Genomic DNA, 23,512 nt, shown 5'->3' with positions numbered 1-23,512 from the left:
CGTAAAGGTCAGGCCTTGGACCGTCCGTAGGCGGGATCGACAGCTTCGGGCGTCATCCCCAACAGTTCGGCGGTCTGTTCAACCACCACATCGTGGACCAGTTCATTGGGAGGGATGAAGCCTCCGGCGGCGAGTTCCACCGGATGGCGGTACACAATGATGGTGGGGGGCCGGTTCGCGGCCCCGGGGATCGATGTGCCGAGCAGCCCGCGAAGCGAGTGGGCGGACATTGACTCAAGATTCGCGGGAATATCCTGCACCACCATCTGCAGGTCGAGGATCCGTTCACCCCAGAGCCGTTCCAGCCGCTGGGCCGATTCCATCACCCACTCATCGAACCGCTCGGCCCGGCTTCTGGCGCCGGGAAGGTGCGGCGGGATCAACTGCCCGCGCAAGCCGCGGCCATGGCGGTTACGGCGACGGCGGCTGAAACCCGGGCCGGAGGGTCGCGGCCGCGCGGCGTCGTCAGGGTCGTCCAGTCGCACCGAGAATGTAGAACTGTCCCGCATGTAATGACTGTAAACCCATTGGCCCCCAATGCAAGGGCCGGGGGGCTCAGACGGCGCGCGGGCCCGCCCCGGGATCCCCGCCACACTGGGGCTTAGCCGGTAGGCTCAACAGTCGTGGGATCCCTTCGAACTTGTTCACGCTCAGCCTGCCAGCACGCCGCAGTCGCAACGCTCACCTTCGTGTATGCCGATTCCACCGCGGTGCTGGGCCCGCTGGCCACCTACGCGGAACCGCATTGTTACGACTTATGTGCCACCCACGCCGAGACCCTCACCGTGCCACGGGGCTGGGAAGTAGTCCGGCTGGCGCTGCCCTCTGCCCGAGCCGAGCCCCACCCCGACGACCTGCTGGCACTCGTGGACGCGGTCCGTGAAGCTGCCACCGACCGGAGCCCCGAGACGGGTCCCGCCGTACGGGGCAGCAAGGGGGCACTTGAACCGCCTGCCAACGTCAGCAGCGTCCGGCGCGGTAACCTGCGGATCCTCCGGGAACAGTAGCTGGGCGGTTCAGCCAGGCAAGCCCCTCCCACTGTTCCCCGTGCGGGTTTCGCGCGCACGTTATCGGTGCAACCCGAGCCCGCGATAGTCTTGAGCCATGAGCTCCATATCCCCTGATCTGCTCGCTGTTCTCCGCTGCCCCGTCACCGGCTCAACCCTGGCCCACGAGGGGGAGTTTCTGGTCTCCTCGGAGCCCGACAGCACAGGAAGTCCGGTGCGATACAGCATCGACGAAGGCATCCCTGTGCTCCTCCGCCCCGAATTACTTGTAGCCGCGACCGCGGCTGGCTCCGACGAGCACGATGGGCCCCCAGCACACTAGTCCCTTCAGCAGCACCAACGAACAGGAATGCGCCACACCATGACCTTCGATTTCAAAGTTGCCGACCTCTCCCTCGCCGAGGCGGGACGCCACCAGATCCGTCTGGCCGAGCACGAGATGCCCGGCCTGATGGCCCTGCGCCGCGAGTTCGGTGCAAGCCAGCCATTGAAGGGCGCCCGCATTGCCGGCTCCCTGCACATGACCGTGCAGACCGCGGTCCTGATCGAAACCCTCACCGCTCTCGGCGCCGAGGTGCGGTGGGCTTCGTGCAACATTTTCTCCACCCAGGATGAGGCTGCCGCCGCGATGGTCGTCGGCACCGGCACCGCCGAGGAGCCAGCAGGAGTCCCGGTGTTCGCCTGGAAAAACGAGACCCTCGAGGAATACTGGTGGACCACCACCCAGATCCTCAGCTGGCCTGGCGGCGCCGGCCACGGGCCGAACATGATCCTTGACGACGGCGGCGACGCCACCCTCCTGGTCCACAAGGGAGTGGAGTTCGAGGCCGCGGGAGAAGTGCCCGCGGGACCGAACGAGGACGATCTGGATTACTCCCACGAATTTTCTGTGGTGCTCGACGTGCTGCGCGGCACCCTGGCTGAGGATCCCGTGAAGTGGACCCGGATCGCCGCCGACATCAAGGGCGTCACCGAAGAGACCACTACCGGCGTCATGCGCCTGTACCAGTTGGCGCAGCAGGGCAAGCTGCTGTTCCCGGCCATCAACGTCAACGACTCCGTCACGAAGTCCAAGTTCGACAACAAGTACGGCATCCGCCACTCCCTCCCGGACGGTCTCAACCGGGCCACCGATGTGCTCATCGGCGGCAAGGTTGTTGTGGTGTGCGGCTACGGCGACGTCGGCAAGGGTGCCGCCGAGGCGCTTCGCGGCCAGGGCGGACGGGTGATCGTCACGGAGATCGACCCGATCTGCGCACTGCAGGCGGCAATGGACGGGTACCAGGTGGCCAAGCTGGAGAGCGTCCTGGCGCAGGGTGACATCTTCATCACCACCACCGGCAACAAGGACGTCATCATGGCGGACCACATGGCAAACATGAAGCACCAGGCCATCGTGGGCAACATTGGACACTTCGACAACGAGATCGACATCGCGGGCCTGGCCAAGATCCCGGGAGTCCGCAAGGTGGAGATCAAGCCCCAGGTGCACGAGTGGGTGTTCGCCGCCGATGAGGCTGCAGGCACCGCCGAGCACTCGATCATCATGCTGTCCGAGGGGCGTCTGCTGAACCTGGGTAACGCCACCGGCCACCCCTCGTTTGTGATGAGCAACTCGTTCGCGAACCAAACGATCGCCCAGATCGAGCTCTACACCAAGTGGATGCAGAACAACCTCGAAGGGACCCGCGAGTACGCGAACCAGGTCTACGTGCTCCCCAAGATCCTCGACGAAAAGGTGGCCCGGCTGCACCTCGACGCGATCGGGGTGGAGTTGACCGAGCTCACCAAGAGCCAGGCCGAATACCTGGATATTGATGCTTCGGGCCCCTACAAGTCGGACCACTACCGATACTAAATAGATAGCCCGACGTGGCTGCCACGTCGAATTGAACTGCAACGGCCACCCCAGGACGTAAAATCTGTCATGGGGTGGCCGGTTTTTTATTGGATGCAGGCAGGGTAGATGAGGGATCAGCAGCAGGGCATGAGTAAAAGCCATCAGGGCCTGGTCATTGGTGGGGTTTCGGTGGCAGCCATCCTGATCGCTGCGACCGCCGCGGTAGCAGTGGCCCCCAATTGGGCAGGCACCGGTGACAACGTGCCTGCTGCCATCTCGACGTCCACGAGCGCTGCACCCACGCCAACCCCGACGACGGCATCAAATGCGCCCGAGCCGACCGTTGCAGCCGGTCTCGCCTACAACGCGTTTCCCGCTGACGGCGCTGCACAGGTGAACCCTGTGACCGCGCCGGAAATCCGTGCTGAGGGCGGCGTCATCGAAAGTGTCACCCTCCGGACTGCCGGCGGGGAGCCGGTGACCGGGACCCTCAGCGAGGACAACTCAGTCTGGACCGCCACCGACCGGCTCGCTTTCGCGACCGGCTACATCTTCGAGTTTGTGCTGTCGGATGCCGAGGGGAACGCCGTGACCGAGTCGCACAGTTTCAGTACCGTCATGCCCGCCAATGAGGCGGACGCGGCGATGTATCCGCGGGACGGTTCGACAGTGGGAACCGGACAACCCATCGAGATCAACTTCAGCGAACCTGTCATTATCCGTGATGAGGTTGAGTCCGCGATTACCGTCACCAGTTCCAGCGGCCAGACCGGTGCGTTCTATTGGCTCAGCGACACCAAGGTGCGCTACCGGGCCGAAGAGTTCTGGGCGCCGAACAGCACGATCACCGTCGACATGGAACTATTCGGGGTCGACTACGGCAACGAGATGATCGGGAACTTTGACGACCAGCTCGTGTTCAACACCCACAACACCCGGCTGGCCGTCGTCGACAATGAGACGAAAATGATGAAGGTCTACATCGACGGAAACCTCGCCGAAACGTTCCCCATCACGCTGGGCACCGAGGAATGGCCGTCGACCATCGGGTTCCACGTGGTGATGGAACAGTATGAGTCGACCAGGTTCACGGCCGAGTCCATTGGCCTGGAACCGGGCGACGAAGCCTACTACGAGCCCACCGTGGTGAACCACGCGAGCCGGATTTCCAACGGCGGGGCGTTCGTGCATGAGGCGCTTCCCGCGGCGCAGGAGGCGCTGGGCAACTTCAACGTCTCCCACGGCTGCATCGGAATGTCGCCGGAGGGGGCGAAGTACTTCTATGACACGTTCGGGCCCGGCGACGTGGTCGAGGTCCGCAACACCGGCTACGGTCCAATGTTCATGTGGGATGGCTTCGGGGACTGGAATACCCCGTGGAGTGAGTACAACAGCCAGCCCTAGAGGGTCACGCAGAGCCAGCCCCGGAGGGCCTGTCCTGCAGTGCGCGGCCTGCCGTGCTCGTCCTGCCGCGAGCGGGCTCCGGTTGCTACTGGCTGAACGGCAGCTTGTGGAGCCGGTCGGTGGTCCGGGTGGTGCGTTCGCGCTGGCGACGCAACCGGTTGAGGTCCCTGTTCCGGCGTTCGGCAAGCACCGCGTTGAGGAAATCCTCCGGGTGGGTGCCCGATGGGGGTGGCGGTGCAACAAAGGGTGAAACTTCCGTTGCCAGGTCGACGGCGAGGGTGTGGCGGGCCAGGGGAGTGAGGCGGGAGGCCTGACCGATGAACGCCGTCACGCGCCGGGCCAACGCGTCCGGGAGTGCCATGACGTCGGCTGTGGCAAGCCAGCCCGCCAGCTGCGGGGGAACCACCGCGAGGGTTCGCGGTTTCTCCACCACCCGCTCGTGCATCGAGTACGTGCCGGCCAGGAGGTCGCCCAACCTTTTGGAGCGTTCGTTGAACACGGCCACCAGGAAGGCAAGAGACCCGAACAGCAGGTAGATCTCGAGGACGCCGAGCATGCCGCGAATGAAGGCGTGCCGGAACCGGATGGCGCCGCCGTCGTCGCGCACAATCCGCAATCCCATCACCAGCCGGCCGAGGGACTTACCCCGGGTGAGGGTCTCCACGGTCACCGGGACCACCAGTATCACGAGGATCAGGAGCACCAACACCAGCGCCTGGGTCAGCGCCGGATCGAACGAGCCGCCCAGGGTCCCGCTCACGCCCAGGATGATTGCCAGGACCAGGATCGCCTGGGCAACAATGTCGATGAGCAGGCTGATGCTCCGGGCGCCGAAGGAGGCAGGCCTGAGTTCGAGGACTACCGCCTCGCCAGTGACGACCGAACTCATAATGCGTCCCCCTGCCTTGTGCGCTTGTACCCGCCCAGTTTGTCCCTCTGAAGCCCAACGCCCTCATCGAAGCCCGAACAGCGTCAGTGAGGGCTTTCCTTCTGAAGCTTATCTGGCGTCGCCCGGCTAAGCTGAACGGGTGGATGTCGATGCTTTCGTTGAGGTGAACCGCCCGGACTGGGAGCGGCTTGATGAGCTGGTGCGGCGGCGGAAACTCTCTGGCGCGGAGGCCGACGAACTGCTGGTCCTCTACCAGCGCACCTCCACCCACCTGTCAATGATCCGGTCGATTGCGCCCGAAAGTGCGCTCTCCGGCGCCCTGTCGATGCGGCTGTCGCGGGCGCGGACCCGCTTCACCGGTGCGCGCTCCAACTTCATGGAAGACGTCGCCGGGTTTTTCGTGGCGTCCCTCCCGGCAGCGTTTTACCGGGTCCGCTGGCTGACCGTCGTCGTCGGCGTGTTGTTTATCGGGGTCGCCTGGCTGTACGGGGCCTGGGTGGCAGGCACTCCCGGTGTCATCGCGGCGATGGGTGGTGACGAGTTCGCCGAGCAGTATGTGCAGGAAGATTTCGTCAACTATTACTTCGAGAATCCGGCGGCGTCGTTCGCGGGTCTGGTGTGGACCAACAACGCGTGGATTGCCCTGCAGGCGGTTGCCTTCGGGGTGACAGGCGTGTGGGCGCCATGGATCCTCTACCAGAATGCCCAGGCCGTGGGCATGGCCGGTGGCACGATGGCCGCCTATGGGGAGCTCGATACCTTCTTCATCTACATCCTGCCGCATGGACTCATGGAGCTTACAGCCATCTTCATTGCCGCCGCCGCAGGCCTGAGGCTGTTCTGGGCGTGGGTGTCGCCGGGCGCCCGGAGCCGCGCGAATGCGCTCGCCGAGGAGGGACGCTCCCTGATCACCGTTGCGCTGGGCCTGGTGCTGGTCCTGTTCATCTCCGGACTGGTCGAGGGTTTCATCACCCCCAGCCCACTGCCAGCCTGGCTGAGAATCAGCATCGGCTTCCTCGTGTTCGCTGCGTACTGGGTGTACACCCTTCTGCTCGGCCGCCGGGCGGTCAACGCGGGGTACACCGGCGACTTGTCGAGCATCGACCGCGGCGAGACCGTTCGCACGGCCTGAGGGTACCCACTGGCTGCGGCTGTTCCCGGTATGAGGGGTCCGGCGCCCAAGGTCCTGTGTCCAGCCCACTCGGGTTTCAGTTGCCCGACGTCGGTCCGGCCTCCGCAGGTAAACGGGGTTCGGCGGTACGCTCGAACGAAAGTACTTGCGCAATTTTCTAGGAGATAACCCAGTGGCTCAGAACGACGAGACCGACCAGCATCCCGGAGCTGACTCAACCTCCCCGGAGGCCGGCGCCGGTGCCACCCCAGCGCCCGTCGAATCCACCGAAGATGGCGACGAGGCGGAGAACGATCCGCTTGATCGCGAGTCGGCCACGGTTGAGCCTGCGGACAGTGAGCCTTCGGGCGGCCAGCCTGCGGGAGGCCAGCCCGCGGAAGGACAGCGGGAAGATGCGCTCGCGAACGACACCTCCTCGAACGACACCTCCTCGATCGACACTCCTACTGGTCGCTCTTCTGACGCGGGGGGAGCCTACTTGTTTGCGGACGCGCAGAACACCTCCGACACTTTGGGTGCCCACGACGCCGAGGACAGCCAGGACACCCACAGCACCGCAGGCCACTACAGCGCGGGTGACTCCAGCAGCGCGGGCCACGACAGGACGGGTGACTCCAGCACTCTTCCGGGTTCGCCGGTAGCTGGCGGGACTCACGCTGCTAGTCCAGCCGCGGCTGGACCGGGTACCGATGGGGAGCACGAGGTCTCCTTGGCGCACAATGCCACCTCTGCTGAGACGGAGTCCACGGAATCGGAGACCGTCGAGTCCGACGCTCAAGACGTTTCCGAGGCTAAAGAAGATCCCGAGTCGCGCAGCTCCACCGCCACAGCGGTGGCTGCTCCCGTGTCGGCTGCGGCGGTTGCCAGTGCCGGGACTGAGGACGGCTCCCGCACGAGCAGCGATCACGCAGAGTCCGCCCGCTATGAGCCGGAGCCCGAAACGGCAGCACTGTCCACCAGGGCATCCGAGGAGGAGGCACGCCGTCGGGCCGCCGAAAGAGACGGTGCGCTGACCGGAAAGCCGGTGATGGCGAGGGTTTTCCAGGTCCTCATTGCTATCTTCTTCCCCATCATCCTCCTGGCGGGCGCAATTCGGGCCGTCACATCACCGCTTTTCCTCTGGGTGGAGTACCACCGTCCCGGATTCCCTGCAGAGGGCTTCGGTTTCAACGCTGAGGACCGCATGACCTACGGGTCCTACACGGTCGACTACATCCTCAACTGGGCACCCCCTCGTTATCTCGGCGAGCTGGTCAACGCCGACGGCGACCAGCTGTTCCTCGATAGCGAAGTGGGCCACATGCTTGACGTCAAGCTGGTCCTGGTGATCAGCTTCGCCGTGGCGCTGGCAATGCTCGTCTTCACCATTGCCGCCTGCTGGCACCTGGCTCGCACCTATCCGGGTGGCGTCCGCCGCAGCCTCTTCGCCGGAGCCCTGACCACGCTGGTGTTGATGATTGCCCTCACTGTGACCGCCATCCTCGGCTGGCAGACCTTCTTCACCCAGGTGCATGCCCTGTTCTTCGCTGACGGGACCTGGACGTTCAGCATGGACGACACCCTGATCAGGCTCTTCCCGGCGCAGTTCTGGATGGACGCAGCGATTACCGTGGCGGCACTCGTACTAATCGTCTCGGTGGTCACACTGATTCTGACCTGGCCTACCAAGGCCCGCCGGCAGAAGTCCCGGCTGGCCGCAGATGCTGCCCGGCAGCGTCAGATGGACTCGCTCTCACTCTAGGGGCGGGGCGTTTGACCGCTTCTGAGCAGGTGCAAAAAATACTTAAGAAAAGTTTTCCAGGCCCCCGGATCGGACCCTATTTTGGGGGTGGCGGGTGATGAACTTAAGGTATGAAAGGCAGAGAAGCTTCTTCTACCGGACCGGAGATCCCTCCCGGATCTGGCGCGGATTCCGCTTCCGATAGCGAGACCCCGGAAGCCACTGCGGACACGTCCACAGGAACTTCGACGGATACGCCTACGGATACCTCCACTGGGACTTACGCCGGGGCTTCCACCGGGTCTTCTTCTGGGTATGGGCCGGCCGGTCCGTTGGGTGTTGAGTCAGTGTGGACGGCCCCGGTCGTTGAACAGCCGGAGTCCAATTCGAGCGACACGGACCCGGCTGAAGCTGATCCGAACGATGCAGATTCTCCGGAGTCAGAATCCACTGAGTCGGAATCAGCAGAGTCTGATTCGGCGTGGTTGTTCTCTGAATCGTGGGGTTCCTTTCACCTGGGAGACGACCCGGATGAACGAGTCCGTTCCAGCAGTGCACCTCCTGCACTGACTGGGCAGCTTCAACTGGCGGCGGTGGGTGGTTTGGATGCCTGTCAGGCGTTGGACACGTTGAAAGACATCGACGAAGCACGGTCCTGGCTCGACGCCCAGGAAGCGAAAGTTGTTACCCGGGTCCTGGACCTGCAAACCGAACAGACCCGCCACGACCCCCGGGGCTGGGGTTACGAAACAACGCTCACCGCCGCTGAGATCAGTGCGGCGTTGCACCTGCCGGACCGGACGGCCGGGTTCCTGGTCGAACACAGCACCCTGCTCACCCGGTACTACCCGGCCACCCTGGAAGCGTTGGAGGCCGGGAAACTCAGCCGGCGGCACGCCTGGGCCGTCGTGGAGGAAGCGACCAGCATCCCCGACACCGACCCCACAGCGACAGCCGAGTTCGAGGCCCGGCTGATCGAGGTGGCGTCCCTGACCACCGTGGTGAAGTTTCGCCAGCAGGCAAACCGGCTCCGGGAACAACTCCACCCCGAAACGATCACCACCAGACACAAGAGAGCCGTGAAGGAACGCGGGGTGTACTTGACCCCTTCCTACGACGGGATGGCCTGGCTCGAAGCCTACCTATCCCTCGACCAGGCTGCCGGGATTTTCCACCGCGTCGACACCGCCGCCCGCGCATTACAAGGCCCCGACGAATCCCGGACCCTCACCCAGTTACGCGCCGACGTCCTCACCGATGTCCTGACCAGCGCCGGCGCCACCGGGCACATGAGTGCCGTGGAACCCGCCACCGGAGAACCCGCCGGCGAGGCCGCTGCTACCGAAGAACCTGTCACCGACGGTGCCAGCGAACCGGATGGCACGGATAGCCCGGATGCAACAGGGGTGCCGGATGGAACAGGTGTGCCGGATGGCACGGGTGGGCTGGTGGGCCGTGGTGGTGCAGGTGCCTACTGGGGTGTGCAGGCGAAGGTGTTCGTTACTGTCCCTGTGATGACTCTCCTCGGCGGTGATGCACCGGGTGAACTCGAAGGGTACGGGCCGATCGACCCCGACACTGCCAGGAAACTCGCCGGGCACGCACCATCTTTCACGAGGATCCTCACTCACCCCTTCACCGGTGCCAGGCTCGGCGCCGACGCCACCACCTACCGGGTCCCCAAAGACCTCCAGGACGCAGTCAGAGTGCGGGACCGGACCTGCCGGCATCCGGGGTGTAACCGGTTGGCGGTGTTCTGCGAACTCGACCACACAAAGCCTTGGTCACAAGGCGGGAAAACCAGCTACGGCAACCTGGCAGCGTTGTGTAAACGCCACCACAAGCTCAAATCCGAGGGCTACTGGCATTACCGACAACCTGAGCCAGGAATGATCATTGCGATCTCACCGATGGGCGAAACCTACCTCACCCGGCCAGATCCACCACCGGCACCACTCCCGGAAACCCCGCCACCCTTCTAAGTGAGCGCAGTCCTTCAAAGCCAGGCACGTTCCAGCCGGGCACGTTCCAGCAAGGCACGTTCCAGCCGGGCACGTTCCAGCAAGGCACGTTCCAGCCGGGCACGTTCCAGCAAGGCATGTTCCAGCCGGGAACGTTCCAGGACCCCTTGTTTCCGGCAGCACTGCTGTTCCAGAGGCAGATTGCTGCAACGGCTCAGGGGGTGCTGTAGAGGTTCTCCAGTTCGCTTTTCAGGTCGGCGACAACGGCTGCGCGCTTGAGTTTCAGGGTGGGGGTGAGGTAGCCGGAGTCCGGTCCAAAGTCCTGGTCGCGCACAGTGAACTTGCGGATCTGCTCGGCGGCAGAGACGTGGGAGTTGGCCTCGTCCACGGCGGACTGCAACTCCGCGCGAACCCCGGCATGTGATGCTGCCTCGGTGACGGTCAGCCCACCCAGACCTGCTTCCGTTCCCCAGGTCGCCACGGCTTCCGGGTCGAGCGTCAGGAACGCCCCGATAAAGGGCCGACCGTCACCCACCACGACCGCGTGGGCAATCAGCCGGTGTTCCCGGAGGGTCTCCTCCAGCGGCCCGGGCGCCACGTTCTTCCCACCAGCGGTGACCAGTAGGTCCTTCTTGCGGCCGGTGATGGTCAGGAACCCGTCCTCGTCCAGCTGGCCAACGTCGCCGGTCCGGAAGAAGCCGTCCTCGGTGAAGGCGTCAGCATTGGCTTGCTGATTGTTGTGATAACCCTTGAACACCCCCACGCCCTTGATCTGGATCTCGCCGTCGGTGTCCATCCGCACGGTGGTGCCAGGCATCGGAATGCCAACGCTGCCCACCCGGGTCAGTGCAACAGTGTTGGCCGTGCACGGCGCCGTGCTTTCGGTCAGACCGTACCCCTCCTGCACCTGGATACCCGCGCCGCGGAAGAAGTGCGCCAGGTGTTCGCTCAACGGGCTCGCGCCGGACACCGTGTAGGTCACTTCGCCACCAAAGACCCCCCTGAGTTTGGGGTAGAGCAGCCGGTTGAATAGTGCATGCTGTGCCTTGAGTACTACCGAGGGGCCACGGCCGCCACGGGCAGCAGTGTCCAGGGCCCGGGAGTAAGACACGGCTGTGGCGGCACTGATCTCGAACAGGCGGCCCTTGCCGGCATCTTTGGCTTTCTGCTCGGCGGTTGCGTAGATCTTCTCGAAGATGCGCGGCACGACCAACAGGAACGTCGGCCGGTAGGCCGAAAGGTCCTCCAGCAAGTCGGCGGCGTTGGCCGTGTGTCCGAGCTTCACACCACCGGCCAGGCACACCACCTGGACAGCGCGGGCAAGCACATGCGCGAGTGGCAGGAACATCAGCGTCCGCGCGTCCTTCTCGCGGAGCAGCTCAGGCAGGAACTCAAGAGTGTTCACTGCAAACAGGGCGAAGTTCCCGTGCGTGATTTCGCAGCCCTTCGGGGCGCCGGTGGTCCCGGAGGTGTACACGAGCGACGCGACGTCGTCGAGGTTGCGGCTGGCACGGGCAGCTTCGAGCTCGTCATCCCCAATGGCCGATCCCTCCGAGACAAGCGCTGCAAAGGTGTCCCCGCCGTCGTCGTTGTTCATCAGGTACAGCCGATTGTCCGAATCCGTGCCACCGAGCGCGCTCCGGACCACCGCCGCTTTGGCGTCGTCCTCGACAAAGATGATGCCGGCGGCAGAGTCCTGAAGGATCCAGGCCACCTGCGACGCCGAGGAGGTCTCATAGATCGGAACGGTGACAGCCCCGGCGAACCAGATAGCGACGTCGGCCAGAGTCCACTCATATCGGGTTTTCGACATCACGGCGACCGTGTCACCGGGGCGCACCCCCCGTGAGATGAGCCCCTTGGCGAGAGCCTGCACCTGGTCGAGGAATTCGGACGCGCTGATGTCCTGCCACTGGCCACCCTTCTTCACCGAGTACAGGGCGCCGTCGGGAGCCCTGCGGTGCTGCTCCAGGAGCAGGTCCGTGACATTGGTGTCCGCGGGGAGGTTCACCAGGAGTTCGGTGGTTGATTCACGCATGGGGCAGGTTTGCCTTTCACTAGGTGCGTCGTCGGGATGCAAAATCAGATCCAGCTGGGCATCCACATGCGGAGCCGCCACTGGCTGTAGGGGATCAGTTCTGCCGTCCAGATTGGCAGGAAATAGGCAGAAAGCAATACCGCCGCCGCCACGAACCCGCCGACGAGGATCAGGCCCAGACGCCGCCGGCTGGGCGGTTCGAAGGGCCTACCCAACACCAGGCCCAGGCAGTACACCAGGCCAAGGATCAGGAACGGCTGGAACGCGATGGCGTAGAAGAAGAAGGTGGTGCGTTCCGGGTACAGGAACCAGGGCAGATAGCCGGCCGCGACGCCCGCCAGGATGGCGCCGGCGCGCCAGTCCCGCCGTCCCACCCAGTAGAAAACCAGCACGATCAGGGCGATTGCCGCCGACCACCAGATCAGCGGGTTCCCGACCGAGCTGATGGCCCGGGAGCAGGCGTCGACGGCGCACCCCTGATCGGCCCCCAGATCGCCCTTGTAATAGAAGGACACCGGGCGTCCCATCACGAGCCAGGACCAGGGAGTCGATTCGTAGGGGTGCTCGGAGCCGAGGCCCTCGTGGAAGGTATAGGCGGCCCGATGATAGTCGGCCAGCGATCTGATCGACGCTGGCAGCCACTCCCATGCGGACGCCGGATGGTCTGCTGCCCACTGGCGGTTGTACGCATCGGAGGACAGGAACCAGCCGGTCCAAGACGCCAGGTACGTCAGCGCTGCGAGGGGCACCATCGAAGCAAACGCCTGCAGCCCGTCCCGCAGGATGGCACCCGTGATCCAGCGGTGCACTCCCACGATCCTGCGGGCGTTCATGTCCCACAGCACCGTCATCAGGCCAAAGACCGCTAGATAGGGGATCGCCGACCACTTGGTGCCGACCGCGAGTCCCAGGCTGATGCCTGCGACGATCCGCCACGGCCGGAAACCCAGCCACGGCCCATAGAGCAGGTCCGCCGCCGACGGCCGCCCCGTCGGGGACGCTGCAGCCCGCTCCGACACCTTCTCCGCAAGGGTCCGCCGCGCGCGATTCCGGTCCAGCAGCAGCGCACCGAAGGCGACCACCAGCCAGAACATCAGGAACACATCCAGCAGGGACGTGCGGGAGTGCACCAGGTGATGGCCATCGACCGCGGTCAGCAGCCCAGCTACCGCACCGAGGATGGGAGACCCAAAGAGCCGCTGGGCTATGAGGGCAATGAACAGGATGGACAGGGTCCCCACCAGGGCCGCCGAGAAACGCCAGCCGAACGGGTTGTCGGAACCAAACAGTGCCATCCCCAGGGCGATCATCCACTTCCCGACCGGCGGGTGCACCACGTAGTCGGGGCTGCCCAGGATGATCCCGGTATTGCCGCTGTTGAAATCGGCGTCGGGCTCCTCCGGCCATTCCCGCTCGTAGCCGGACAGGAGGTAGGAGTAGGCGTCCTTGACGTAGTACGTTTCATCGAACACCAGGGTTGCCGGGTCCCCCAACCGGACAAACCGCAGCACCCCGCCGATGACCATGACCGCTAGCGGCAACAACCAGCCGAGGAGTCCCAGCGGCAGGCGTTCACCCAGCAGGCGGCGTCGCAGCACCAGCGCGTCATAGGCAGTTCGGGGGGTATGTACCCAGTCATGAGCCGACACCGCTGCCACCGGTGGTGGGGTAACGGCGGTATGGCTCACCCTGCTTATGCTACTGCCAGTGGGTGATCCCGCCCTCGGTGATGCGGGTCTACGCTGGGATGGTGAACAGCACTGGGAACGAAGCGGATTCTGACGACGACTACACCGATGGCGATGACGTGTCCCACCCGGACTTCGAGCCAGCGGCCGACGTCGGGACCGTCCACCCGGGTGGACGGCTGGTGTTGGCCGCGACGCCGATCGGCAACGCGGCCGATGCATCGGCCCGCCTGGTGTCGCTGCTGCAAACCTCTGACATTGTCGCGGCCGAGGACACCCGCCGGTTGCAGCGGCTGCTGAGGGCGCTTGAGATCAGGGTGCCAGGGCGCATCATCAGCTATCACGAGCACAACGAGGCCAGCCGGACGGCTGAACTGCTCGAGCAGGTGCAGGACGGCAAGACCATCCTCATGGTGACCGACGCCGGCATGCCGTCGGTTTCCGATCCGGGCTACCGGCTGGTGGAGGCGGCGATCGCCGGCGGGGTCACGGTGACCATGGCGCCCGGCCCGTCGGCGGTGCTGACGGCGCTCGCACTGTCAGGGCTGCCCACTGACCGTTTCTGCTTCGAAGGGTTCCTGCCACGCAAGACCGGTGAGCGAAACTCACGCCTGGCGGAGTTGGCTGACGAGCGACGCACCATGGTCTTCTTTGAGGCTCCGCACCGCCTGGAAGTGATGCTGAGGTCACTGCACCAGATGTTCGGCCCCGACCGTCCGGCGGCAGTGGCCCGGGAGCTTACCAAACGCTATGAACAGGTGCTGCGGGGTCCTCTGGCGGAACTCCTGGCATGGGCAGAGAGTACCGAGGTGAGGGGTGAGATTGCCGTCGTCGTCGGCGGTGCACCACCTGCCGCGCCAGCGAAACCGGAGGACCGGGTAGCCGCGGTTGCAACACTGACGGACCAGGGCATCCGGCTCAAGGATGCGGTGGCCGCGGTCGCTGAGGAGTCGCGGATCAGCAAGCGGGAACTCTACGCAGCGGTGATCGCGGCCCGCTGACCGGGCGATGGCGCCGGGCGGGCGTTGTGCACCCGGACAGCGGGAAGTAGATCCGGCCGTGCAGGCTGGCATGGACAGTCCTGCAAGCGCGGGACTAGCGTGGTGCCGAGGCGGCAGATCGGCCGCGTCATGATTTTCCCGCAACGAAGAACCTCTTGGAGGCACCGACTATGGCAGTTACCACCCAGCGTGAGCAGGAACTTTTGGCGCAGGTTCCCACCGGACTGCTGATTGGTGGTCACTGGCGGGACGCCTCCACCGGGAAGACCTTCGACATTGAGGACCCCGCCACCGGCGAAACCCTGCTCACCATTGCGGACGCCAGCCCCGAGGACGGCATGGCAGCGCTCGACGCCGCCGCCGCCGCGCAGGACAGCTGGGCCCGCACCGCACCCCGTGAGCGCGGCGAAATCCTGCGCCGGGCCTTTGACCTGGTCACCGCCCGGGCCGACGACTTCGCCCTCCTGATGACCATGGAGATGGGGAAGCCGCTGGCCGAAGCGCGCGGCGAAGTGACCTACGGCGCCGAGTTCCTGCGCTGGTTCTCCGAGGAAGCAGTCCGGACCACCGGCAGGTACTCCACCTCGCCCGACGGCAAGACCCGTATCCTCGTCAACAAGAAGCCGGTGGGCCCCTGCCTGCTGATCACCCCGTGGAACTTCCCCCTCGCGATGGCCACCCGCAAGATCGCCCCAGCCATCGCCGCCGGCTGCACCATGGTGCTCAAGCCCGCCAACCTCACCCCGCTGACGTCGTCGCTGTTCGCCGCGGTCCTGGAAGAGGCGGGCCTGCCCAAGGGCGTGCTCAACGTCGTCCACACCTCCGACGCCCAGGGCGTCACCGGGCCACTGATCGAGGATCCACGGCTCCGTAAGCTGTCCTTCACCGGCTCGACGCCGGTGGGCCGGAACCTGTTGGCCGCCGCAGCGAAGAACGTGCTGCGCACCTCGATGGAACTCGGTGGCAACGCCCCGTTCGTGGTCTTCGAAGACGCCGACGTCGACGCCGCCGTAGCCGGGGCGATGCTCGCGAAGCTCCGCAACATGGGCGAAGCCTGCACGGCTGCGAACAGGTTCATCATTCACTCATCGGTGGCCGGGGAGTTCGCCGAGAAGTTCGCGGCGAAAATGAAGACCCTCCAGACCGCCCGTGGCACCGAGGAAAACTCGACCCTCGGCCCCCTGATCGACGAGAAGAGCCGGACCAAGGTCCATGAACTGGTGACATCGGCAGTCGACGACGGCGCGACGGTCGTCGTCGGCGGCGCAGCCGTCGAGGGGCCGGGCTACTTCTACCAGGCGACGGTGCTCACCGACGTGGCGCCGGGATCCCGGATCCTGCAGGAAGAGATCTTCGGGCCGGTCGCCCCGATCATCACCTTCGAAACCGAGGACGACGCCGTTCGCCTCGCCAACGACACCGAATACGGGCTCGTTGCCTACGTTTTCACCCGGGACCTCAACCGCGGGCTGCGCATCGGTGAACGGCTGGATGTGGGGATGCTCGGGCTCAATGCCGGGGTGGTCTCCAACGCAGCCGCACCGTTCGGCGGCGTCAAGCAGTCCGGGCTCGGGCGCGAGGGCGGTTCCGAGGGCATCGAGGAGTACCTCTACACCCAGTACGTGGGCATCGCCGATCCGACGGCTTCCTGACGTTCCCGGGGCGCCAGCTGGCCACACACAGCTAGCCCCGGGCGTCACCGGACAGTGACCGGGGCAGCAACAGCGCCCTGATCCTGGTTGCCCGGCTGCTGCGGTCGCGGAGCGCCCCGGCAATCGACTGCACGTCGTCCCAGCCGTCGGGTGTGGCCAGCTCCGGTGTGGTTTCCGTCCGGATGCCTGCCGGGGCGCCCCCACGGCTGGGGGCCGGCGTTGGTGAGGTTCCGGAGACCGCGATCAGCGGTGTGGGGTCCGCGTACTGGGCGGCTTCGTAGGCGGTCCGGAGCCGGACGAGAGCAGACCCCGCCGCCCCGTCGATCCCCGTGGTGGCGGCCAGCCGGGCCGTGAAGGTCCGCGGGGTGTCGACGGGCAGGGCGGGGTGACCGTAGTCGGTGGCGAGATCCACGACCTCTGCCCAGGCAAGTGCTGCGGCAGCCCTGCCCCCGGCGGCTCCACTGAAGCGGCGTCGACGGCGCTGGCGGCGCAACACCCGCAGTAGCAGCGGGACGAAGAGCAGCAGCACACTTCCCAGCAGGACGCCCAGGACGAGCGTCGAGGTCTCGCGGGCACGTTCAGCTGTCTCCGACTCTGGCGGCAGGTCGTCGGCAACCTGGTCGGGAGTGCCAATGGTGCCAGGATCCGTGAGCGGGTTCCCGCCGGGATCCAGGTTATCGGGGTTGGGTGCAGGGGCCCCGGGCGCGAACGCCGTCTGCGCGTACTCCGGGACCACGCCCCGGGACGGGGTCGGTTCGAACTTCACCCAGCCGAGATCGTCAAAGTACAGTTCGGGCCACGCATGGGCGTCCAATGAGGTGACCGTGAACTCGGTGAGTTCCACGCCGTCGGGACCGGAGACCGATTCGCCGGTCGGGGTGCCCGGCGCGTACCCGACAGCAACCCTGCTGGGGATCCCCACCACCCGGGCCATCACGGCCATCGCACCCGCGTAGTGGACGCAGTAGCCGGACTTCGACTCCAGGAAGCGCGCGACGACGTCGAGACTGTTGCCGTCATACCCGCCCTCCACCGGGGCGTCGACGGAGTAGGTGAACGACGGTCCCCGAAGGTAGCTCTGGATTGCCAGGGCCTGCTCGTAGGGATTGACGATATCTTCCGTCAGTTGCACGGCGGTCTGCTCGATGATCCCGGGGGTGGTGTCCGGCAGGCGAAGGAACTGGGCGTCGACTGCGCCTTCGGGCGCCGGGCCGACGGCCTGCAACCGGGATCGGGTGAGCGCTGGGCCGGCACTCCGGACGACGTACTGCTGCTGTGCCGTCGACCCGTTGTCGGTCGCGATGACGCTGTGGTTCAACGGGTCCCAGGACCAGCGGCCCGCCAGATCGGAGAAGCCCACCGGAGCGTAGGGCGCCAGCAGCCACGGGCTGGTGAACGTGTCCGTGGTGATCCGGGTGGTCGTGACGGCGCCCTCGTCGATGGCCGCCCGCACCTCCTCGGTGCCCATCTCCTCGACCCCGGGCAGCCTCACGCCGTACCGCTGATCAGGTTCCCAGCGCTCCCCATCGAAGTCCTCAAGGGTCACCGCCCGCAGGTACAGGGCCTCGGGGGAATTGGTGGCGTAGGTGATCCGGCCGAAACCGGTGGGGTTCCGTAGGTCATTTCCCAGCGTCACTACCGGATTCAGTCCGGTCGCTGTGCCCCAGAGATTGACCCGAGCACCCTGGGGGAACAACCCCACATTGAATCCGGGGATGGCCAGGGGCACCAGGATGGTCACCGCGAGGGCTGCCGCGCCGATCGACAGTCCACGGGCAAGCCGCCCGCCCGACGCGTCCCGCGACGCCCCAGGTGTCTGGCTATCCCGCCACTGGCTGCAACCCAGCAGGATCAGGAAGCCGACGACAGCCGCCACAAAACCGGGCACCCCGACGCTTTGCGGCCGCACCACGGCCGGCACCACCAGGATCGCAAGCAACGCCAGGCCGCTGGTGGCGGGCATCCGCAGGGTGGTCGCCAGCGTGTCGGTGAGGATGGCGATCAGACCCACCGCGGCGCAGACCACCATAAAGATCCCGGTTCCCGGAAGGACCGGGGCCACCTGGGACACCACAGTGTTCTCCGCGTGGTTCAGCAGGACGGTGAGCCGGCCGGCGGCGCCCTCGCCGGGGAAGATGCCGAAGACGCTTTGAGCGGGGAAATACTGCCACACCAGTGCACCCACCAGTGCCACGATGCCTGCCGCGGGGACCAACGCACCGGGCAGCCGGGCGCTGCGCGCCGCGCCCATGACGATCAGCACGGCGCCCACGGTGAAGGCCAGCGGGTTCAGCCAGGTCCACCCGAACAGCACCGAGTTCAGGTTCAGCGAGGTCAGCATGACCGCGGCGAACACGGCCGCCGTCGACAGCCAGTGACGCTGATCCCTGCGGAGCCGCCCACCGGAGCGGGGCTCCACCCGTTGCGGCGTCGGCATGGCAGGGCGGGGGAGGGTTGAGGTCATGATCGACCTCCCGTCCAGCCGCCCGCGGACGGCACCGTGGTCTTGGCGGTCGAAGCGCTGGCCGCGCCGGGCGAATCGAAGTAGGTCCAGGCCGCCGTCAGGTCGGCGAAAGGAGAGACGGCTACCGCATGCCACCCCGCGGCGCGCAGAATCTCCATCACCGGGTGCAGGTCCTGGGGGCGGTCCGCGACGAGGATCGCAAACGACGCCGAACCGAACTCTGCTGCCGCCGCGAGGTCGTGCGCTTCCGCCGCCGTGATGGCGCCGAGGATGGCGAGCAACGGGCCGCGGTGTTTGTAGGTGGCCAGTTTGTCCATCATCGGGTCACCGAACGGCGTGAACCGGTTCGGGCCGGCCTGGGTGGACCGTGACGGGCTCGCGGGGCGCCGGGACGGGCGCCGGGTGGTCCCCCGTTTCGTCGGATCGGGGGAGAGTTCCAGGGCGGCCAGCCCCTCGGCGACGTTGTGGATGCCGGTTTGGCCCTGGTGCTCCTCGTCGTCCGGCCAGGGGGCGGAGACCGACGAACGCAGTGCTGGCGCACCGGTCTCGTCGACGAACCGCAGGGCATAGTTCCGCTCGAGCAGGTGCGCGGTGATGGACATGGCGGCGACCACCGCCCAGTCGAACCCGGGGGTGGAAAGCAGGGCTGTGCCGTCGTCGTTCTCGACCCCGAAGGCAGTATGGAAGCCGGAACTGTACCTGGCCTGCCGATGATCGAGGATCAGGGTGGCCTCCGGGGTGGTGACCGACTCTTCCTGGCGCACCATCAGTTCGTTGTGGCGGGCGGTGGCAGCCCAGTGGACCCGGCGCATCGGATCGCCGGCCCGGTACTCGCGGGTCATGACGTCGTCGTCGCTGGGGTTGGCGTTGCGCCGGGTCGCGGCGAACCCGTCGGCCCCGCGGGCACCTGTCAGTGGTGAAGGCGGCAGGTCCAGGGCGGCGGGGGTGACGACAAGCCGTTCCGTCCCTCCCAGCGTGTGCCGGGACATTCCCAGACCAAACGGGTCGGTGAAAGCGGCGGTCACCGGGCCGACGTCGTACACGCCGCGGGCGGAGGAGCGCAGCCGGTACTCGTAGTGGCTGGCACCCTGGGCCCCGGGATGGCGGGAGGGGAACTGGAACTGCGGTGCATCCCCGAACCGGGCGGGAATCCTTTCCTGCATCACCACCGTCCCGCTGAGCGGACCACTGGAGGCGACCGACAGGGTGACGGTGGAGGTGAACCCGGTTTCCATTGTTTGCGGGGCAAATGTTCGCTCCACCGTAAAACGGGGTTTGATCAGGCGCAGCATCAGCACAGACAGGAGGGGGAGGCAGACCAGGAGCACCCCCACGTAGAGCAGGTCCCGGCGGCCCAGGATCTGGGCGGTCAACAGCGCCAGGACACCTGTGATGACCAGCCCCCAACCACGCGAGGTGAGGACCCGGGAGGGCAGTCTGGCCAGCAGGTGCATGGCGGGCCTAGGTTCGAAGGTAGGAGTTCGAGGCAGCGCGTTCCACCGGTACCTTCGAGAGGATTCCCGCCACCACTGATTGGGGCGTCTCCCCGGTGCTCAGCGCCTTGCGGTCCAGGATCAGGCGGTGCGACAGGACCGGCTCGGCCACCGCCGCGACGTCGTCGGGCAGCACGAAATCCCTGCCGTGCAGCGCCGCCCCCGCTTTCGCGGCCCGGAGCAGCTGCAACAGGGCGCGGGGGCTGGCACCCAGACGCAACTGGTGGTGCCCGCGGGTACCGTGGCCGATGGCCACCGTGTACTCCCGCACCGCGGGGGAGACGTAGACGCGTCGCACCCGCTCCATCATCGCTGCAATATCAGCCACATTCGCGGTCGGCCGGACCGCTTCAAGAGGCGACACGGACTGGTGGGTCTGCAGCATCTGCAGTTCGGCATTCCGGTCCGGGTAACCCATGGAGATGCGGGCCATGAACCGGTCCCGCTGCGCTTCGGGCAAAGGGTAGGTGCCCTCCATCTCGATGGGATTCTGGGTTGCCACCACCATGAACGGCTCGTCGAGGCGATAGGTGCCGCCGTCGACAGTGACCTGGTGTTCCTCCATGCATTCCAGCAGGGCCGACTGCGTCTTGGCGGAGGCACGGTTGATCTCATCGCCGATGACAATGTTGGCAAACACCGGGCCCGGCCGAAACTCGAACCGGTGGGTGTCCTGGTTGTAGATCGACACGCCCGACACATCCGAGGGCAACAGGTCCGGGGTGAACTGGATCCGGTTGACCGTGCAGTTGATGGTCCGGGCGAGCGTCTTGGCCAACAGGGTCTTTCCTACTCCCGGCACATCTTCCAGCAGCAGGTGCCCCTGCGCCAGCAGCACCGTCAGGGCCAGGCGCGCGGCATCCGGCTTGCCGTCGATCACCGTGTTGATCGACCCCAGGATCCGGCCCGCCAACTCGTCGAAGTGTTCACCGGACATGGGGCGTGTGCCACCCGCGGGATCGTCACGATCGGTGGTGACGTTGGGTGAGGCATTCGGTGAGGCGTACTGATGGTGGGCGTCCATACGAACCTTCCGCGAGCACTGCACCCCGGTGTGCAGCTGAGTCGGTCAGCCCTGGTCGGATGCCCACCGCCGGTTTGGCAGTGGGCACGCAGCAACTGCTTGAGTACAGATTACTAGGACAACTTGCGGCCGTGGGGATAAGTTCCGCACTCAGTTCGCGGGTGGTTAGGGTTGAGTCATGCCTCATACAGCCATTCCGGCGGCGTACCAACCGGCGCCGTCCCGCACGACTCCCGACGGCGGCGCACCCGACGCTGGCGGGCGGAGCCAGAAGCAGCAGTACCCGCCAGCACCCGAACCGCTTCCCGTTCCCGTGATGGACAACCACACGCATCTCGACTTCCGCAGCGGGCTACCCCTGGTCAGTGTCGCCGCGGCCCTCGACGCGGCGGAAGCGGTCGGCGTCTGCGGTGCGGTGCAGGTGGGATGTGACCTGGAATCCTCCCGTTTCACCGTTGAGGCCATTACGCAGGAGCCCCGCCTGCTGGGAGCGGTCGCGATCCACCCGAACGACGCCCCGCTGCTGGCCGAGCAGGGCGGACTCGAGGCTGCGCTCGCGGAGATCGAGCAGCTCGCCGCCCATCCGCGGGTCCGGGCGATTGGCGAAACTGGCCTCGACTACTACCGGACCGCCGCCGCGGGACTCGACAGCCAGCAGTACTCCTTCCGCCGTCATCTCGACATCGCCAAACGGCTGGACCTGGCGCTCCAGATCCATGACCGGGACGCCCACGACGACGTCGTCGCCACCCTGCGCTCGGAAGGTCCACCCGACCGGGTGGTCTTCCATTGCTTCTCCGGCGGTGCGGAGCTGGCCCGGATCTGTAACGAACACGGCTGGTATATGTCCTTTGCCGGGACTGTGACGTTCAAGAACGCCGACAATCTGCGGGACGCGCTGCGCATTGCCGACCCGTCGCTGGTGCTCACCGAGACAGACGCCCCCTTCCTGACCCCGCACCCGTTCCGCGGGCGACCCAATGCGCCGTACCTGGTGCCCTACACGGTCCGGTCGATGGCCGACGTCCTGGACACCGATCTGGCACGGCTCTGCCAGTCGATCGCCGACAACACCCGTCGGGTCTACGGCCAGTGGGCCGATCAGTGACGATGCGCAGTGATCAGGGGTGCGCCGCACGACTACCATGGTTTAGGTGACTGCGCCCTCCAAACCCCAGCCGATCCAGCCCCTGCTCGGCGCCGGTGACGTCCGCCGCCTGGCCGCCGCCCTGGATCTGAAGCCCACCAAGACGCTTGGCCAGAACTTTGTCATCGATGGGAACACCATCCGGCGGATCGTGGCTGCCGCCCACCTGGGCCCCGAGGAGACGGTGCTGGAGGTGGGTCCGGGTCTCGGATCGCTGACTCTGGGCCTCTTAGATGCCGCCCGTCGGGTGGTGGCGGTGGAGATTGACCCGGTGCTTGCGGCGCGGCTGCCCGAGACGGTGGCGCGCTGGCGACCGGATACCGCGGCAAACCTGGACGTGGTGCTCGCCGACGCCATGCGTGTCACGGAGCTCCCACATCCGCCAACAGCCCTGGTGGCCAATCTGCCCTACAACGTGGCGGTGCCCGTGGTCCTGAACCTGCTGGAGAATTTTCCGTCGCTGCGCCACGGCCTGGTCATGGTCCAGGACGAGGTTGCCGACCGTCTGGCCGCCGGACCGGGATCCAAAACCTATGGGGTGCCCTCGGTCAAGGCTGCGTGGTACTCGACGATGCGCAAGTCCGGGGTGATCGGCATGAACGTGTTCTGGCCGGCACCGAAGATTGCATCCGGCCTGGTGGGGTTTGTCAGACATGATCCGCCGACGACTTCCGCCAGCCGGCGTGAGGTCTTCGCGGTGATCGACGCGGCCTTCGCCCAGCGGCGCAAAACTTTGCGCGCGGCGCTCGCTGGCTGGGCCGGAAGCTCGGTGCTCGCGGGGGAAGCTCTCGCGGCGGCCGGCGTCGACCCCAGCCTGCGCGGCGAAATGCTCGACATTGCCGCTTTCGCCCGGATCGCCGAGGCGAAGCCCGCGCAGCTCCTGCAGGGGCTGGCTTAGCCCAGGCCCAGACTTACTCCAGTGCGTGAGCGAAAGTGTGGCGGGGGGGGGGGGGGGCCCCCCCCCCCCCCCCCCCCCCCCCCCCCGGGGGGGGGGGGGGGGGGGCGGGGGGTGTGGGGGGGGGGGGGGGGGGGGGCCCCACACAACACGCCGC

At 66.3% G+C, this 23,512-nt stretch carries 19 protein-coding genes; 11 read left to right on the top strand and 8 right to left on the bottom strand.

The annotated features are described in order from the left end of the window. Window positions 1–8: 8 nt before the first annotated feature. Window positions 9–509: a metallopeptidase family protein gene (locus tag IWX64_RS14070; protein ID WP_196867757.1), complete on the bottom strand. Its 501-nt coding sequence runs from the start codon at window positions 507–509 to the stop codon at window positions 9–11. Window positions 510–623: 114 nt separating this feature from the next. Between IWX64_RS14070 and IWX64_RS14065 the strand changes: the two genes are divergently transcribed. The 4 genes from IWX64_RS14065 to IWX64_RS14050 all read left to right on the top strand — a co-directional run bounded on the left by IWX64_RS14065 (window position 624) and on the right by IWX64_RS14050 (window position 4,251). Further along, window positions 624–1,007 (top strand): DUF3499 domain-containing protein, encoded by a 384-nt coding sequence (locus tag IWX64_RS14065; protein WP_196867756.1) that lies wholly within the window; start codon window positions 624–626, stop codon window positions 1,005–1,007. A gap of 97 nt (window positions 1,008–1,104) precedes the next feature. Further along, window positions 1,105–1,329: a Trm112 family protein gene (locus IWX64_RS14060; RefSeq protein ID WP_196867755.1), complete on the top strand. Its 225-nt coding sequence runs from the start codon at window positions 1,105–1,107 to the stop codon at window positions 1,327–1,329. A 39-nt stretch (window positions 1,330–1,368) separates the two neighbouring features. After that, window positions 1,369–2,865, top strand: a complete 1,497-nt coding sequence (gene ahcY / locus IWX64_RS14055; protein ID WP_196867754.1) for an adenosylhomocysteinase — start codon at window positions 1,369–1,371, stop codon at window positions 2,863–2,865. Between the two features lie 108 nt (window positions 2,866–2,973). Then, on the top strand, window positions 2,974–4,251 hold the full coding sequence (locus tag IWX64_RS14050) for a L,D-transpeptidase (RefSeq protein WP_196867753.1): 1,278 nt from the start codon (window positions 2,974–2,976) through the stop codon (window positions 4,249–4,251). 85 nt (window positions 4,252–4,336) lie between these two features. Here the strand turns inward: IWX64_RS14050 and IWX64_RS14045 are convergent, their stop codons facing one another. Beyond that, on the bottom strand, window positions 4,337–5,140 hold the full coding sequence (locus IWX64_RS14045) for an RDD family protein (protein WP_196867752.1): 804 nt from the start codon (window positions 5,138–5,140) through the stop codon (window positions 4,337–4,339). A gap of 139 nt (window positions 5,141–5,279) precedes the next feature. On the opposite strand from IWX64_RS14045, the gene IWX64_RS14040 reads away from it, so the two are divergent. The 3 genes from IWX64_RS14040 to IWX64_RS14030 all read left to right on the top strand — a co-directional run bounded on the left by IWX64_RS14040 (window position 5,280) and on the right by IWX64_RS14030 (window position 9,974). After that, window positions 5,280–6,272: a stage II sporulation protein M gene (locus IWX64_RS14040; protein WP_196867751.1), complete on the top strand. Its 993-nt coding sequence runs from the start codon at window positions 5,280–5,282 to the stop codon at window positions 6,270–6,272. A 172-nt stretch (window positions 6,273–6,444) separates the two neighbouring features. Next, the gene (locus IWX64_RS17115; RefSeq protein WP_334683319.1) at window positions 6,445–8,013 is read left to right on the top strand and encodes a TIGR01906 family membrane protein; all 1,569 of its coding nucleotides are present in this window, start codon (window positions 6,445–6,447) and stop codon (window positions 8,011–8,013) included. A 599-nt stretch (window positions 8,014–8,612) separates the two neighbouring features. Further along, window positions 8,613–9,974: an HNH endonuclease signature motif containing protein gene (locus IWX64_RS14030; RefSeq protein ID WP_334683318.1), complete on the top strand. Its 1,362-nt coding sequence runs from the start codon at window positions 8,613–8,615 to the stop codon at window positions 9,972–9,974. A gap of 14 nt (window positions 9,975–9,988) precedes the next feature. On the opposite strand, the gene IWX64_RS14025 is transcribed toward IWX64_RS14030, so the two are convergent. From IWX64_RS14025 to IWX64_RS14015, 3 genes are read right to left on the bottom strand one after another with little or no spacing between them, the layout of a single operon-like run. Continuing rightward, entirely contained in the window at window positions 9,989–10,114 is a 126-nt protein-coding gene (locus IWX64_RS14025) for a pentapeptide repeat-containing protein (protein ID WP_334683324.1), read from the bottom strand. A gap of 53 nt (window positions 10,115–10,167) precedes the next feature. Continuing rightward, window positions 10,168–11,991 carry an AMP-dependent synthetase/ligase gene (locus IWX64_RS14020; RefSeq protein ID WP_196867749.1) on the bottom strand — a complete coding sequence of 608 codons (1,824 nt, stop codon included), beginning with the start codon at window positions 11,989–11,991 and terminating at the stop codon, window positions 10,168–10,170. Window positions 11,992–12,035: 44 nt separating this feature from the next. Next, window positions 12,036–13,517: a dolichyl-phosphate-mannose--protein mannosyltransferase gene (locus tag IWX64_RS14015; RefSeq protein WP_334683323.1), complete on the bottom strand. Its 1,482-nt coding sequence runs from the start codon at window positions 13,515–13,517 to the stop codon at window positions 12,036–12,038. 281 nt (window positions 13,518–13,798) lie between these two features. Between IWX64_RS14015 and rsmI the strand changes: the two genes are divergently transcribed. Together rsmI and IWX64_RS14005 are read left to right on the top strand one after the other, a co-directional pair. Continuing rightward, complete coding sequence (rsmI, locus tag IWX64_RS14010; RefSeq protein ID WP_334683322.1) at window positions 13,799–14,680, top strand: 16S rRNA (cytidine(1402)-2'-O)-methyltransferase; 882 nt, start codon at window positions 13,799–13,801, stop codon at window positions 14,678–14,680. 170 nt (window positions 14,681–14,850) lie between these two features. After that, window positions 14,851–16,332, top strand: a complete 1,482-nt coding sequence (locus IWX64_RS14005) for an NAD-dependent succinate-semialdehyde dehydrogenase (RefSeq protein ID WP_196867747.1) — start codon at window positions 14,851–14,853, stop codon at window positions 16,330–16,332. A 31-nt stretch (window positions 16,333–16,363) separates the two neighbouring features. On the opposite strand, the gene IWX64_RS14000 is transcribed toward IWX64_RS14005, so the two are convergent. From IWX64_RS14000 to IWX64_RS13990, 3 genes are read right to left on the bottom strand one after another with little or no spacing between them, the layout of a single operon-like run. Beyond that, window positions 16,364–18,796 carry a DUF3488 and transglutaminase-like domain-containing protein gene (locus IWX64_RS14000; RefSeq protein WP_196867746.1) on the bottom strand — a complete coding sequence of 811 codons (2,433 nt, stop codon included), beginning with the start codon at window positions 18,794–18,796 and terminating at the stop codon, window positions 16,364–16,366. Further along, window positions 18,793–20,250: a DUF58 domain-containing protein gene (locus tag IWX64_RS13995; protein WP_196867745.1), complete on the bottom strand. Its 1,458-nt coding sequence runs from the start codon at window positions 20,248–20,250 to the stop codon at window positions 18,793–18,795. The genes IWX64_RS14000 and IWX64_RS13995 overlap by 4 nt, the downstream gene beginning before the upstream one ends. Window positions 20,251–20,257: 7 nt before the next feature. Beyond that, complete coding sequence (locus IWX64_RS13990) at window positions 20,258–21,313, bottom strand: AAA family ATPase (protein WP_196867744.1); 1,056 nt, start codon at window positions 21,311–21,313, stop codon at window positions 20,258–20,260. 178 nt (window positions 21,314–21,491) lie between these two features. Between IWX64_RS13990 and IWX64_RS13985 the strand changes: the two genes are divergently transcribed. Together IWX64_RS13985 and rsmA are read left to right on the top strand one after the other, a co-directional pair. Continuing rightward, entirely contained in the window at window positions 21,492–22,421 is a 930-nt protein-coding gene (locus IWX64_RS13985; protein WP_196867743.1) for a TatD family hydrolase, read from the top strand. A 46-nt stretch (window positions 22,422–22,467) separates the two neighbouring features. Next, on the top strand, window positions 22,468–23,358 hold the full coding sequence (gene rsmA / locus IWX64_RS13980) for a 16S rRNA (adenine(1518)-N(6)/adenine(1519)-N(6))-dimethyltransferase RsmA (RefSeq protein WP_196867742.1): 891 nt from the start codon (window positions 22,468–22,470) through the stop codon (window positions 23,356–23,358). The last annotated feature ends 154 nt before the right edge of the window (window positions 23,359–23,512 follow it).

Source organism: Arthrobacter sp. CAN_A212 (genome assembly GCF_015752345.1).
In the GTDB taxonomy this organism is placed as follows: domain Bacteria; phylum Actinomycetota; class Actinomycetes; order Actinomycetales; family Micrococcaceae; genus Arthrobacter_D.
This window is presented reverse-complemented; position numbering and strand designations above follow the sequence as displayed.